We start from the raw sequence: 15,092 nt of genomic DNA, 5'->3' as shown, positions 1-15,092 counted from the left end.
CATCGGGACTCTGTTCCTGATGTTGTGGTTCCTTTGAAATACACAGCGAGGACGCTGTGAACGGTCGGACTATTCCTCCGACTGTTCCGCTCCTGTGAAAAGCATTCACGGAGAGTTTGATCCTGGCTCAGGACGAACGCTGGCGGCGTGCTTAACACATGCAAGTCGAACGATGAACCACTTCGGTGGGGATTAGTGGCGAACGGGTGAGTAACACGTGGGCAATCTGCCCTGCACTCTGGGACAAGCCCTGGAAACGGGGTCTAATACCGGATACTGATCCTTCTGGGCATCCAGAGGGTTCGAAAGCTCCGGCGGTGCAGGATGAGCCCGCGGCCTATCAGCTTGTTGGTGAGGTAATGGCTCACCAAGGCGACGACGGGTAGCCGGCCTGAGAGGGCGACCGGCCACACTGGGACTGAGACACGGCCCAGACTCCTACGGGAGGCAGCAGTGGGGAATATTGCACAATGGGCGCAAGCCTGATGCAGCGACGCCGCGTGAGGGATGACGGCCTTCGGGTTGTAAACCTCTTTCAGCAGGGAAGAAGCGAGAGTGACGGTACCTGCAGAAGAAGCGCCGGCTAACTACGTGCCAGCAGCCGCGGTAATACGTAGGGCGCAAGCGTTGTCCGGAATTATTGGGCGTAAAGAGCTCGTAGGCGGCTTGTCGCGTCGGTTGTGAAAGCCCGGGGCTTAACCCCGGGTCTGCAGTCGATACGGGCAGGCTAGAGTTCGGTAGGGGAGATCGGAATTCCTGGTGTAGCGGTGAAATGCGCAGATATCAGGAGGAACACCGGTGGCGAAGGCGGATCTCTGGGCCGATACTGACGCTGAGGAGCGAAAGCGTGGGGAGCGAACAGGATTAGATACCCTGGTAGTCCACGCCGTAAACGGTGGGCACTAGGTGTGGGCAACATTCCACGTTGTCCGTGCCGCAGCTAACGCATTAAGTGCCCCGCCTGGGGAGTACGGCCGCAAGGCTAAAACTCAAAGGAATTGACGGGGGCCCGCACAAGCGGCGGAGCATGTGGCTTAATTCGACGCAACGCGAAGAACCTTACCAAGGCTTGACATACACCGGAAAGCATTAGAGATAGTGCCCCCCTTGTGGTCGGTGTACAGGTGGTGCATGGCTGTCGTCAGCTCGTGTCGTGAGATGTTGGGTTAAGTCCCGCAACGAGCGCAACCCTTGTCCCGTGTTGCCAGCAGGCCCTTGTGGTGCTGGGGACTCACGGGAGACCGCCGGGGTCAACTCGGAGGAAGGTGGGGACGACGTCAAGTCATCATGCCCCTTATGTCTTGGGCTGCACACGTGCTACAATGGCCGGTACAATGAGCTGCGATACCGTGAGGTGGAGCGAATCTCAAAAAGCCGGTCTCAGTTCGGATTGGGGTCTGCAACTCGACCCCATGAAGTCGGAGTCGCTAGTAATCGCAGATCAGCATTGCTGCGGTGAATACGTTCCCGGGCCTTGTACACACCGCCCGTCACGTCACGAAAGTCGGTAACACCCGAAGCCGGTGGCCCAACCCCTCGGGGAGGGAGCTGTCGAAGGTGGGACTGGCGATTGGGACGAAGTCGTAACAAGGTAGCCGTACCGGAAGGTGCGGCTGGATCACCTCCTTTCTAAGGAGCACTTCTTACTCGGACTTGTCCGGGTCAGAGGCCAGTACATCGGCGAATGTCCGGTGCTGGTTGCTCATGGGTGGAACGTTGACTACTCGGCATTCTTGGTCGTCTTCTCCTTCTAGTACTGCCCTTTGCGGGGCGTGGAACGGTGAGGGAAGCGGTGGGGGTGTCGGGCACGCTGTTGGGTGTCTGAGGGTGCGGCCGTGATGGCCGTGTCTTCGGTTGCCGGCCCCGGTGCACTCGGACTCTTGGTTCGGGGTGATGGGTGGCTGGTCGTTGTTTGAGAACTGCACAGTGGACGCGAGCATCTGTGGCCAAGTTTTTAAGGGCGCACGGTGGATGCCTTGGCACCAGGAACCGATGAAGGACGTGGGAGGCCACGATAGGCCCCGGGGAGTCGTCAACCAGGCTTTGATCCGGGGGTGTCCGAATGGGGAAACCCGGCAGTCGTCATGGGCTGTCACCCGCTGCTGAACACATAGGCAGTGTGGAGGGAACGCGGGGAAGTGAAACATCTCAGTACCCGCAGGAAGAGAAAACAACCGTGATTCCGGGAGTAGTGGCGAGCGAAACCGGATGAGGCCAAACCTACGACGTGTGAGACCCGGCAGGGGTTGCGTCGTGGGGGTTGTGGGATCTCTTGTTCACAGTCTGCCGGCTGTGAGGCGAGTCAGAAACCGTTGATGTAGGCGAAGGACATGCGAAAGGTCCGGCGTAGAGGGTAAGACCCCCGTAGTCGAAACGTCAGCGGCTCGTTTGAGAGACACCCAAGTAGCACGGGGCCCGAGAAATCCCGTGTGAATCTGGCGGGACCACCCGCTAAGCCTAAATATTCCCTGGTGACCGATAGCGGATAGTACCGTGAGGGAATGGTGAAAAGTACCGCGGGAGCGGAGTGAAATAGTACCTGAAACCGTGTGCCTACAAGCCGTGGGAGCGTCGGAGCAAGGCTTGCCTTGCTCTCGTGACTGCGTGCCTTTTGAAGAATGAGCCTGCGAGTTTGCGGTGTGTTGCGAGGTTAACCCGAGTGGGGAAGCCGTAGCGAAAGCGAGTCCTAATAGGGCGGTGGAGTAGCACGCTCAAGACCCGAAGCGGAGTGATCTAGCCATGGGCAGGTTGAAGCGGAGGTAAGACTTCGTGGAGGACCGAACCCACCAGGGTTGAAAACCTGGGGGATGACCTGTGGTTAGGGGTGAAAGGCCAATCAAACTCCGTGATAGCTGGTTCTCCCCGAAATGCATTTAGGTGCAGCGTCGTGTGTTTCTTACCGGAGGTAGAGCACTGGATAGGCGATGGGCCCTACCGGGTTACTGACCTTAGCCAAACTCCGAATGCCGGTAAGTGAGAGCGCGGCAGTGAGACTGTGGGGGATAAGCTCCATGGTCGAGAGGGAAACAGCCCAGAGCATCGACTAAGGCCCCTAAGCGTACGCTAAGTGGGAAAGGATGTGGAGTCGCAGAGACAACCAGGAGGTTGGCTTAGAAGCAGCCATCCTTGAAAGAGTGCGTAATAGCTCACTGGTCTAGTGATTCTGCGCCGACAATGTAGCGGGGCTCAAGCGTACCGCCGAAGTCGTGTCATTGCGATATGTACCTCTAACGGGGATCGTGATGGGTAGGGGAGCGTCGTCTGCCGGGTGAAGCAGCACCGGAAGGTAGTTGTGGACGGTTGACGAGTGAGAATGCAGGCATGAGTAGCGATACAAACGTGAGAAACGTTTGCGCCGATTGACTAAGGGTTCCTGGGTCAAGTTGATCTGCCCAGGGTAAGTCGGGACCTAAGGCGAGGCCGACAGGCGTAGTCGATGGATAACCGGTTGATATTCCGGTACCCGCTGTGGAGCGTCAAACATCGAGCATCGTGATGCTAAGGCCGTGAAGCCGTCCTGGATCCTTCGGGTGAAGGGGAGTGGTGGAGCCGCTGAACCAAGCGGTTAGTAGGTGAGTGATGGGGTGACGCAGGAAGGTAGTCCATCCCGGGCGGTGGTTGTCCCGGGGTAAGGGTGTAGGCCGTGAGGTAGGTAAATCCGCCTCGCAATAGGCTGAGACCTGATGCCGAGCCGATTGTGGTGAAGTGGATGATCCTATGCTGTCGAGAAAAGCCTCTAGCGAGTTTCATGGCGGCCCGTACCCTAAACCGACTCAGGTAGTCAGGTAGAGAATACCGAGGCGTTCGGGTGAACTATGGTTAAGGAACTCGGCAAAATGCCCCCGTAACTTCGGGAGAAGGGGGGCCATTCCTGGTGATGATCTTTTCGGTCTGAGCTGGGGGTGGCCGCAGAGACCAGCGAGAAGCGACTGTTTACTAAAAACACAGGTCCGTGCGAAGCCGTAAGGCGATGTATACGGACTGACGCCTGCCCGGTGCTGGAACGTTAAGGGGACCGGTTAGCTTGGATTCGTCCAGGCGAAGCTGAGAACTTAAGCGCCAGTAAACGGCGGTGGTAACTATAACCATCCTAAGGTAGCGAAATTCCTTGTCGGGTAAGTTCCGACCTGCACGAATGGCGTAACGACTTCTCGGCTGTCTCAACCATAGGCCCGGTGAAATTGCACTACGAGTAAAGATGCTCGTTTCGCGCAGCAGGACGGAAAGACCCCGGGACCTTTACTACAGTTTGATATTGGTGTTCGGTTCGGCTTGTGTAGGATAGCTGGGAGACTTTGATGCATGCACGCCAGTGTGTGTGGAGTCGTCGTTGAAATACCAGTCTGGTCGTGCTGGATGTCTAACCTGGGTCCGTGATCCGGATCAGGGACAGTGTCTGATGGGTAGTTTAACTGGGGCGGTTGCCTCCTAAAGGGTAACGGAGGCGCCCAAAGGTTCCCTCAGCCTGGTTGGTAATCAGGTGTTGAGTGTAAGTGCACAAGGGAGCTTGACTGTGAGACCGACGGGTCGAGCAGGGACGAAAGTCGGGACTAGTGATCCGGCGGTGGCTTGTGGAAGCGCCGTCGCTCAACGGATAAAAGGTACCCCGGGGATAACAGGCTGATCTTCCCCAAGAGTCCATATCGACGGGATGGTTTGGCACCTCGATGTCGGCTCGTCGCATCCTGGGGCTGGAGTCGGTCCCAAGGGTTGGGCTGTTCGCCCATTAAAGCGGTACGCGAGCTGGGTTTAGAACGTCGTGAGACAGTTCGGTCCCTATCCGCTGTGCGCGTAGGAGTCTTGAGAAGGGCTGTCCCTAGTACGAGAGGACCGGGACGGACGAACCTCTGGTGTGCCAGTTGTTCTGCCAAGGGCATGGCTGGTTGGCTACGTTCGGGAGGGATAACCGCTGAAAGCATCTAAGCGGGAAGCCTGCTTCGAGATGAGGGCTCCCACCCACTTGATGGGGTAAGGCTCCCAGTAGACGACTGGGTTGATAGGCCAGATATGGAAGCACTGTAAAGTGTGGAGTTGACTGGTACTAATAGGCCGAGGGCTTGTCCTCAGTTGCTCGCGTCCACTGTGTTGGTTCTGAAACCACGAACAGTCTTTGTTGGCTGGGTTTTATAGTGTTTCGGTGGTTATAGCGTAGGGGAAACGCCCGGTTACATTCCGAACCCGGAAGCTAAGCTCTACTGCGCCGATGGTACTGCAGGGGGGACCCTGTGGGAGAGTAGGACGCCGCCGAACAATCATTGAAAAGGGTTGGACCCCGAACTTCGGTTCCGGGTCCAACCCTTTTTCTTTTCACGTCACTTGACGTTCACATCGTGCGGACACCCTCCCAGCATGGGTACCGCTGCACTCCTCAGGGCCGCCGGCATAGGCACCGGCGACGAGGTCGTCGTCCCCGCCTTCGGCAACATCGAGATGGCCACCGCCGTACACGACACCGGCGCACGGCCCGTGTTCGCCGACATAGACCCCCACACGTACTGCATAGACGGCCCCTCCGTGGCGGCCGTACTGACGGAGCGGACCGCGGCGGTCATCACCGTGCACCGCTTCGGACGGCCCGCCGACACGGCCCCGCTGCACGCCCTGGGCCGACGGCACGGCCTTCTGATCCTGGAACGTGCCGAACCCGCCGCGCCGCCCCATGACGAAGTCGCCCAGCGCCGGCAGCGGGCCGCCTACCTCGACGGCAAGTTGAAGGGCGTCCGCACCCCCGACGGCGCCGGCGGGCACACCTACCAGCAGTACGTGGTGCGGGTCCCCGGCAACGGGCGGCCCGACCGCGACGCCTTCGCACGAGCCGTACGCGACCGGGGCGTCGCCTGCCACGTCCCCGTCACCACACCCGTGCACCGCACACCCGGCTTCCGCCGCCACGTCCACCTGCCCGAGACCGAGCGCGCCGCGGACGAGACACTGGCGCTGCCCGTGGACGCCTGGCTGACCAAGCGGGACATGCAGCGGATCGTCTCCGCGTGCAACGCCCTCGGCGGACTCCTCCAGCCCGCCCACTGACACCCGTGGTTGGGACCACCCGCCGGTTCGGGGTATGATCTATTCCGTTGCCACGGGGGAAACCCCCCAGGTGACAGGCCCCTATAGCTCAGTCGGCAGAGCGTCTCCATGGTAAGGAGAAGGTCAACGGTTCGATTCCGTTTGGGGGCTCCGTGACAAAGGCCCCACCCGATCGGGTGGGGCCTTTCGCATGCCATGACGCGAGGCGTCAGTCCGCGTGCGGCTCCGGCACCCGCATCGCCAGGATCGCCATGTCGTCCGACGGGGCGTCCGACGCGAAGCGCTCCACCGCGCGCATGATCCGCGCCGCCACCGCGCCCGCCGTCAGACCCGTGCACGTGGTCAGGACGTCCGCCAGACCGTCGTCGCCCAACATCCGTGTGCCCTCACGGCGTTCGGTGACGCCGTCCGTGACGCACAGCAGCACGTCCCCCGGGTCCAGCATGACCGTCTGCTCGTACAGCTCCAGATCCTCCAGGACACCGAGCAGCGGCTGCGGTTCGGCGGCCGGCTCGACCGTGCCGTCCTGGCGCAGCCGCAGGGGCAGCGGATGGCCCGCGCAGACCACCTTCAACTCCGCGCCGCCGTCCTCCTGCGGACGCATCTCCCCGTAGAGCAGCGTCAGGAAGCGGCTGCGGGCGCCCTCGTCCAGGATGGCGGAGTTGAGGCGCTCCAGGACCGCCGGGCCGCTCAGCCCCTCCCGCGCCAGCAGGCGCAGCGCGTGCCGGGCCAGGCCGGTCACGGCCGCCGCGTTCGGGCCGGTGCCGCACACGTCGCCGATGGCGAAGCCGTACGCGCCGTCGCTGATCGGGAAGAGGTCGTAGAAGTCACCGCCGACCTCGTTGCCCTCACCGGCGGCGCGGTAGATCACCTCGACCTCTACCCCGTCGACGACGGGCAACTCGGGCGGCAGCAGGCTGCGCTGGAGCGACTGGCTGATGGCCGTGCGCTCCGAGTAGAGACGGGCGTTGTCCAGGGCCAGGGCGGCACGGCGGGACAGGTCCTCGGCCAGCTCCAGGATCTCCTGGCGGAAGTGCTCGTCGGCCGGCTTGCCCAGTGTCAGCATGCCGATGACGCGGTTGCGGGCCACCAGCGGGAGCACCACGGTCTCCCCGCCGACCGCGGACGCCGTGGCCAGCGTCGGGCCGATCCCGGAACTCACCCGCCGCGTCGGGCCGCCGCTCAGACCCAGCGAGCGCATGGAGGTGCGCAGCGCCGCCTGGTGGGCCATCTCGCCGGGCGCCGTCCACACCCGGGCTCCGGGCGTCGGCACGGGATCGGGCGGGGCCACCTTCGACAGCAGCGACTTGATGCCGTCGATCAACTCCTCGTCCTCGTGCAGCACGTAGGACAGGTACGGCTCCGAAGCCTGGTCGGCGATCGTGTAGACGGCGCACCAGGTGGCCAGTGTCGGCACCGTCATCTGGGCCATCAGCGCCAGCGTCTGGTCGCGGTCGAGGGTGCCGGCGAGCAGGTCGGACGCCTCGACGAGGAAGCTGAGCGAGCCCCGGCGCAGGCGCTCCAGCTCTCCGAGGCGGGCGGACTCCACGGCGAGGGCGATGCGGTCCGCGGCGAACTGCAGGCGCAGCGCCTCCTCGTTGGAGTAGCGGCCCGGCCCCTCCGCGGCGACGCCGAGGGAGCCGGTGAGACGGCCCTCGACCTTGAGCGGGACCGTGACGACCGAGCGCATGCCGGTGGCGTCGAGCAGTGGGACGGCGCCCGGTGCGGAGGTCAGGTCGTCGTGGACGGCGGGCATACGGGCCGAGCCGTAGCGCCCCGGGCCGGCCTCGACGGGGACGCGGGCGAAGCGCTGGCGGGCCGAGGGCAGGCCGGTCGAGGCGCGCACCTCCAGCTCGGTCTCGTCGTCCGTGGCGAGCAGCAGGAAGGCGGCGTCGCCGTCGAGCATGTCGCGGGCCCGCTCGACGGTGCGTTGCAGGAGACCGTCGAGGTCGTCCGGGGCGGGGGAGCCGATGAAGACCTCGAACGGGTCCGCGCTCTGCCCCTCGGAGGCGGTGGAGGCGTCCGGGGCGGCGCCGCGCGGCGGGGTCTGCAGGACGGCCCGCTCGTGGTCGCGCACCAGCAGGCACACCGTGGACGGCTCGCCGCCGGTGTCGCGGACCCGCAGGTGGGAGGCGTAGACCGGGGTGACACGGCCGTCGGCGGCACGGATGCCGTAGCTGCCCTCCCAGCGGGAGAGCCGCAGGGCCTCGGCGATGCCGGTGGCGGTGCCCGGGGTGTGCGGCCAGGCGGCGAGGTCGGTGAGCGGCTTGCCGGTGACCTGGTCGGCCGGGTAGCCGAACAACTCCTCGGCGTCCTCGTTCCAGGACGTGATCGCGCCGGAGCGGTCGATCTGCACCACGGCGACGCGGACCCGGCCGTCGGCGAGGGGCAGCAGGTCGGTGGGGAGGCAGGGGCCGGCGGTGCGGGTGCCGACCGAGCGTTCGGGGAGGTCGAGCTGGAACCAGACGGTCTTGTGCGTGGGCGTGTACTCGACCCCCCAGCGGGTGGCGAGCGCGGCGCAGAGCTGGAGGCCGCGTCCGCCCTCGCGGTCCGGGCTGCCCATGGTGGCGAGCGAGCCCTGGACCGGGACCTCCCGTTCCGGATACCGGTCGGCCACCTCGATCCGCACGCCCTCGTCGCTGCGCAGGCACGTCACGTCGGCGGCGGTGCCCGCGTGGACGACGGCGTTGGTGACCAGTTCGCTGGTGAGCACCACCGCGTCGTCGACGATGTCGGCGTGCCCCCAGCCCTGGAGGGTGTCCCGCACGAAGGAACGGGCGCTCGCCACCGATCGTCCGACCGGCTCGAAGCCGGCGGCCGCGCGCGCGGTGATCACAGAATCCCTCGACCCTCTCTCCCCGTTGCCGGGCTCGTCGACGGCCGGCTCGCGCCGCTGCCGCGGCAGGCCGCTCGTGGGCCCGGGGTCCGGGGGCTGTTCCCCCGGGATCAGTCCGGTGGTCATCTCTCCGGCCGCCCCTCCGATGCCCGCTCGTCGTCCGTGTCGCCGCCCAGGCCGGACGGACCCCGGCACGGCTGGACAGCCCGATGCAAGGTTACTTACCTTCGCCGTCCGACCGGAGGCCGGTCCGCGGTGTTTCCGCTCCGAGGGTGTGCGGACGATGTGCGAAGCTGCCGAACTGTTATGGCCGGGTTCGGCCGGGGTGAAACACTGGGCAGGCTCCATGTGATGGTGGGGGGAGGCCGTACGGCCGCCGAGCGCCCCGGACAGCGGTCCGGGAGGCGCCCGGCGGGGACGGCCGGAGCACACGGAAAGTACACAGCACGTGGCGGAAACCGGTCCACCAGGCGGTGGTACCGGGTACAGCAGTGACGGTCGAACCCCTGCGGGAGGGACACAGTGGAGTCTGGCGCGGCGACGCGGACCACGAAGACGCGCGCGAAGGGCGGACAGTCCCCGAGCAAGCAGGGCAAGCCCCGAGGGGGCGGCACCACGACGGTGGACACCGCGGCGCTGAACCGGCTCCTGACGGCGCTGGTGTCGATGCGGGAGGGAAACTTCCGCAAGCGCCTCACGGTCTCCGGCGACGGTGTGATGGCGGAGATCGCGGCGGTCTTCAACGAGGTGGCCGACCGCAATCTGCACCTCACCGGCGAGTTGTCGCGGGTACGGCGGGTCGTCGGCCGGGAGGGCAAGCTCACGGAGCGGCTGGAGACGGGGGCCTGCGAGGGTTCCTGGGCCGCGGCGATCGACCACTCCAACGCGCTCGTCGACGATCTGGTGCGGCCGGTGTCCGAGGTCAGCCGGGTGCTGTCGGCGGTGGCGGACGGTGACCTGTCGCCCCGCATGGAGCTGCGGACGCAGCCTGCGGAGGGCACGGGGCACCCGCTGCGCGGGGAGTTCCTGAAGGTCGGGCGGACCGTGAACAACCTCGTCGACCAGTTGTCGACGTTCACGGACGAGGTCACGCGGGTGGCCAGCGAGGTCGGCACCGAGGGCAAGCTCGGCGGTCAGGCGCAGGTGCGCGGCATGTCCGGGTCCTGGAAGGACCTCACGGACTCCGTCAACACGATGGCGTACCGGCTGACGGCGCAGGTGCGGGACATCGCGCTGGTCACCACGGCCGTGGCCAAGGGCGATCTGTCCCGGAAGGTCACGGTGCACGTGGCCGGCGAGATGCTGGAGCTGAAGAACACCGTCAACACGATGGTCGACCAGCTCCTCGCCTTCTCCTCCGAGGTGACGCGCGTCGCCCGGGAGGTCGGCACCGAGGGCGAGCTGGGCGGACAGGCCCAGGTGTCCGGGGTGGCCGGCGTGTGGAAGGAGCTGACCGACTCCGTCAACACGATGGCGGGCAACCTCACCGCCCAGGTGCGCGGGATCTCCGAGGTGACCACGGCGGTCGCCAACGGCGACCTGTCCCGGAAGGTGACCGTCCCGGCCCGCGGCGAGGTCGCCCAGCTCGCCGAGACCGTCAACCAGATGACGGAGACGCTGCGGATCTTCGCGGACGAGGTCACGCGCGTGGCCAACGAGGTCGGTGGCGAGGGACAGCTCGGCGGGCAGGCGAACGTGCCGGGCGCGGCCGGCATCTGGAAGGACCTGACGGACTCGGTCAACACGGTCTTCCGGAACCTGACGACCCAGGTCAGGGACATCGCCGCGGTGACGACGGCGGTGGCCAACGGCGATCTGTCGCAGAAGGTCACGGTCGACGTGGCCGGGGAGATGCTGGAGCTGAAGAACACCGTCAACACCATGGTGGACCAGCTCTCCGCCTTCGGTGCCGAGGTCACGCGGGTGGCCCGGGAGGTCGGTGTCGAGGGCGAGCTGGGCGGGCAGGCGCAGGTGCCGGGCGCGGCGGGCACCTGGAAGGACCTGACGGACTCGGTCAACACGGCGTTCCGCAACCTCACCGGTCAGGTGCGCAACATCGCGCAGGTGACGACGGCGGTGGCCAACGGCGACCTGTCGCAGAAGGTCACCGTGGACGTGTCGGGCGAGATGCTCCAGCTCAAGAACACCGTGAACACGATGGTGGACCAGCTCTCCAGCTTCGCCGACCAGGTGACCCGGATGGCCCGGGACGTGGGCACGGAGGGCCGGCTCGGCGGGCAGGCGCGCGTGGACGGCGTGTCGGGCACCTGGAAGGAGCTGACCGACTCCGTCAACTTCATGGCCGGCAATCTCACCTCCCAGGTGCGTCAGATCGCCCAGGTGACGACGGCTGTGGCGCGCGGTGACCTGTCGCAGAAGATCGACGTGGACGCGCGCGGGGAGATCCTGGAGCTGAAGAACACCATCAACACGATGGTCGACCAGCTCTCCGCCTTCGCCGACCAGGTCACGCGGGTCGCCCGCGAGGTGGGTACGGAGGGCCGGCTGGGCGGGCAGGCGCAGGTGCCCGGGGTCGCCGGGGTGTGGCGGGACCTGACCGACTCGGTGAACGGCATGGCCGGGAACCTGACGGCGCAGGTGCGCAACATCGCGCAGGTCGCCACCGCGGTGGCGCGCGGTGACCTGTCCCAGAAGATCACCGTGGACGCGCGCGGGGAGATCCTGGAGCTCAAGAACACGCTGAACACGATGGTCGACCAGCTCTCGTCGTTCGCCCAGGAGGTCACGCGCGTGGCCCGTGAGGTGGGAACCGAGGGCATCCTCGGCGGCCAGGCGGAGGTGCAGGGCGTCTCCGGCACCTGGAAGGACCTCACGCAGTCCGTCAACGGCATGGCCAACAACCTGACCATGCAGGTCCGCAACATCGCCGAGGTCACGACCGCGGTGGCCAAGGGCGACCTGTCGAAGAAGATCACCGTCGACGCCAAGGGCGAGATCCTCGAACTGGTCACCACCGTCAACACCATGGTCGACCAGCTCTCCTCGTTCGCCGAGCAGGTCACGCGGGTGGCGCGCGAGGTGGGCACGGAGGGCATCCTGGGCGGTCAGGCGCACGTGCCCGGTGTGGTCGGCATCTGGAAGGACCTGAGCGACAACGTCAACCTGATGGCGAAGAACCTCACCGTCCAGGTGCGGAACATCTCCCAGGTCGCCGCGGCGGTGGCCAACGGCGACCTGACGCGGACGGTGACGATCGAGGCGCGCGGCGAGGTGGCGCAGCTCGCGGAGACGTTCAACACGATGGTCAAGACGCTCAGCTCGTTCGCCGAGCAGGTGACCAAGGTGGCCCGCGAGGTGGGCACCGACGGCATCCTGGGCGGGCAGGCGCACGTGCCGGGGGTGTCGGGCACCTGGAAGGACCTCACCGAGTCGGTGAACCAGATGGCGTCCAACCTGACGGGTCAGGTGCGCAACATCGCCATGGTCACGACGGCGATCGCCAAGGGCGACCTGACCAAGAAGATCGACATCGACGCGCGCGGCGAGATCCTGGAGCTGAAGACCACGATCAACACGATGGTCGACCAGCTCTCCTCGTTCGCGGAGGAGGTCACCCGGGTCGCCCGCGAGGTGGGCACGGAGGGCCAGCTCGGCGGTCAGGCCCGGGTACGGGACGTGGACGGCACCTGGCGCGACCTGACCGAGTCGGTGAACGAGATGGCCGGGAACCTGACCCGGCAGGTGCGCGCCATCGCGCGGGTGGCGACCGCGGTGACCCGCGGCGACCTGAACCTCAAGATCGACGTGGATGCCTCCGGTGAGATCCAGGAGCTGCAGGACTACATCAACAAGATGATCGCCAACCTGCGCGACACCACGATCGCCAACAAGGAGCAGGACTGGCTGAAGGGCAATCTGGCCCGGATCTCGGCGCTGATGCAGGGCCGCCGCGACCTCCAGGACGTCGCCTCGCTGATCATGAGCGAGCTGACGCCGGTGGTGGCCGCGCAGCACGGGGCGTTCTTCCTGGCCATGCCGCTGGCGGAGGGCCAGGAGCCGGCCGGTGAGGACGAGGACGCGTACGAGCTGCGGATGCTCGGATCGTACGGCTACTCGATGGGGTCGATGCCGACGTCCTTCCGGCCGGGGGAGGCGCTGGTGGGGACGGCCGCCCAGGAGAAGCGCACGATCCTGGTGGAGAACGCGCCGAGCGGCTACCTGAAGATCTCCTCGGGGCTGGGGGAGGCCCCGCCGGCCCAGGTGATCGTCCTCCCGGTGCTCTTCGAGGGGAAGGTGCTGGGCGTGATCGAGCTGGCCTCCTTCACGGAGTTCACGCAGATCCGCAAGGACTTCCTGAACCAGATCGCCGAGATGATCGCCACCAGCGTCAACACGATCTCCGTCAACACCAAGACGGAGGTGTTGCTGAAGCAGTCGCAGGAGCTGACCGAGCAACTGCGGGACCGGTCGGAGGAGCTGGAGCAGCGGCAGAAGGCGCTCCAGTCGTCCAACGCCGAACTGGAGGAGAAGGCCGAGCTGCTGGCGCAGCAGAACCGCGACATCGAGGTCAAGAACACCGAGATCGAGGAGGCGCGGCAGGTGCTGGAGGAGCGGGCCGAGCAGCTCGCGGTCTCCATGCGCTACAAGAGCGAGTTCCTCGCCAACATGTCGCACGAGCTGCGGACACCGCTCAACTCGCTGCTGATCCTGGCGAAGCTGCTCGCCGACAACGCGGACGCGAACCTCACCCCGAAGCAGGTCGAGTTCGCGGAGACGATCCACGGGGCCGGTTCGGACCTGCTCCAGCTCATCAACGACATCCTCGACCTGTCGAAGGTCGAGGCGGGCAAGATGGACGTGTCGCCGACGCGGATCGCGCTGGTCCAGCTCGTCGACTACGTGGAGGCCACCTTCCGCCCGCTGACCGCGGAGAAGGGGCTCGACCTGTCGGTGCGGGTCTCGCCGGAGCTGCCGGCCACGCTCCACACCGATGAGCAGCGGCTGCTCCAGGTGCTGCGCAACCTGCTGTCCAACGCGGTGAAGTTCACCGATTCGGGTGCGGTCGAACTGGTCATCCGCCCCGCGCGTGACGATGTGCCGCAGGCGATCCGGGAGCAGTTGCTGGAGGCCGGTTCGATGACCGACCCGGACGCCGAGCTGATCGCGTTCTCGGTGAGCGACACCGGCATCGGGATCGCGGCGAGCAAGATGCGGGTGATCTTCGAGGCGTTCAAGCAGGCCGACGGCACGACCAGCCGCAAGTACGGCGGTACGGGCCTCGGGCTCTCCATCTCGCGGGAGATCGCGCAGCTCCTGGGCGGTGAGATCCACGCGCAGAGCGAGCCGGGCCGGGGGTCGACGTTCACCCTGTACCTGCCGCTGCACCCCGGTGAGCTGCCGGCGCACGGTTACCAGCCGCCCATGCCGCCGCCGTCGACGGTGACGGGTGAGCTGGTGGCGTCCGCGGGCGCCGCGGCCGCGCTGCCGGAGGGGGAGGCCGAGCCGGGCACGCCGGTGGAGACGATGCCGTACCGGGACCCGCGGTCCGGGACGGCGCTGTTCCGGCACCGCCGGGCCCTGCCGGAGGAGGCCGGCGAGCGGCCGGCGGCGCCGGAGGCGCGTCCGGCCGGTGACCGGGAGGAGACGCGTGCGCGGCGGTCCATCCGGTTCGGCGGCGAGAAGGTGCTCATCGTCGACGACGACATCCGCAACGTGTTCGCGCTCACCAGCGTCCTGGAGCAGCACGGGCTGACCGTGCTCTACGCGGAGAACGGCCGCGAGGGCATCGAGGTGCTGGAGCAGTACGAGGACGTGGCCGTGGTGCTGATGGACATCATGATGCCGGAGATGGACGGGTACGCGACGACCACGGCGATCCGGCGGATGCCGCAGTTCGCCGGGCTGCCGATCGTGGCGCTGACGGCCAAGGCGATGAAGGGCGACCGGGAGAAGGCCCTGGAGTCGGGCGCCTCCGACTACGTGACCAAACCGGTCGACCCGGATCATCTGCTGACGGTGATGGCGCAGTGGATGCGCCAGGGCTGAGCCGGGGCGGACGGGCGGCGCGCGGGTGCCGCCCGTCCGCTCGTGGGAGGGTGTGCGACGGTGGAGGCGGGAGCGTGACGGGAACCGGCGGGACCTGTGCGGGTTGGCGTGCGGATGTGCGCGAAGCCGTGTGATGACACGGGTTCCGGGGAACCTTCTCGGCTTCGGCCGCGTTCTTGCTGTGTGCACGGTGACATCGCGGTGACAGGGTGTGGCGACA

The 15,092-nt window shown here is 66.2% G+C and carries 3 protein-coding genes, 1 tRNA gene and 3 rRNA genes; 6 read left to right on the top strand and 1 reads right to left on the bottom strand.

The genetic code is table 11. The features are described 5' to 3' along the window. The first annotated feature begins 104 nt into the window (after positions 1-104). The 5 genes from VM636_RS07980 (at position 105) to VM636_RS07960 (ending at position 6,180) form a co-directional block, all read left to right on the top strand. Positions 105-1,629 (top strand): 16S ribosomal RNA (locus VM636_RS07980). Positions 1,630-1,944: 315 nt separating this feature from the next. Further along, a 23S ribosomal RNA gene (locus VM636_RS07975) occupies positions 1,945-5,065 on the top strand. A gap of 68 nt (positions 5,066-5,133) precedes the next feature. Beyond that, positions 5,134-5,250, top strand: a 5S ribosomal RNA gene (gene rrf / locus VM636_RS07970). The 16S, 23S and 5S rRNA genes sit together here, the layout of an rRNA operon. Positions 5,251-5,349: 99 nt before the next feature. Further along, positions 5,350-6,030: a DegT/DnrJ/EryC1/StrS family aminotransferase gene (locus tag VM636_RS07965; protein ID WP_338484169.1), complete on the top strand. Its 681-nt coding sequence runs from the start codon at positions 5,350-5,352 to the stop codon at positions 6,028-6,030. Between the two features lie 77 nt (positions 6,031-6,107). Next, a tRNA-Thr gene (locus tag VM636_RS07960) sits at positions 6,108-6,180 on the top strand. Between the two features lie 58 nt (positions 6,181-6,238). On the opposite strand, the gene VM636_RS07955 is transcribed toward VM636_RS07960, so the two are convergent. Beyond that, complete coding sequence (locus VM636_RS07955) at positions 6,239-8,992, bottom strand: SpoIIE family protein phosphatase (protein ID WP_030421193.1); 2,754 nt, start codon at positions 8,990-8,992, stop codon at positions 6,239-6,241. 396 nt (positions 8,993-9,388) lie between these two features. On the opposite strand from VM636_RS07955, the gene VM636_RS07950 reads away from it, so the two are divergent. Next, a complete protein-coding gene (locus VM636_RS07950) occupies positions 9,389-14,872 on the top strand; it encodes a HAMP domain-containing protein (RefSeq protein WP_030421194.1) in 5,484 nt (1,827 codons plus the stop codon). Positions 14,873-15,092: the final 220 nt, after the last annotated feature.

This window comes from Streptomyces sp. SCSIO 75703 (assembly GCF_036607905.1).
Taxonomy (GTDB): Bacteria; Actinomycetota; Actinomycetes; order Streptomycetales; family Streptomycetaceae; genus Streptomyces.
Note: the sequence above shows the minus strand (reverse complement) of the source record. Positions and strands in the feature narration are given on the sequence as shown.

What these genes read in the sequence shown, in the direction of transcription:
- VM636_RS07965 (WP_338484169.1), top strand. Translation starts at nt 5,350, where the DNA reads ATGGGTACCGCTGCACTCCTCAGGGCCGCCGGCATAGGCACCGGCGAC.
- VM636_RS07955 (WP_030421193.1), bottom strand. Translation starts at nt 8,992, where the DNA reads ATGACCACCGGACTGATCCCGGGGGAACAGCCCCCGGACCCCGGGCCC.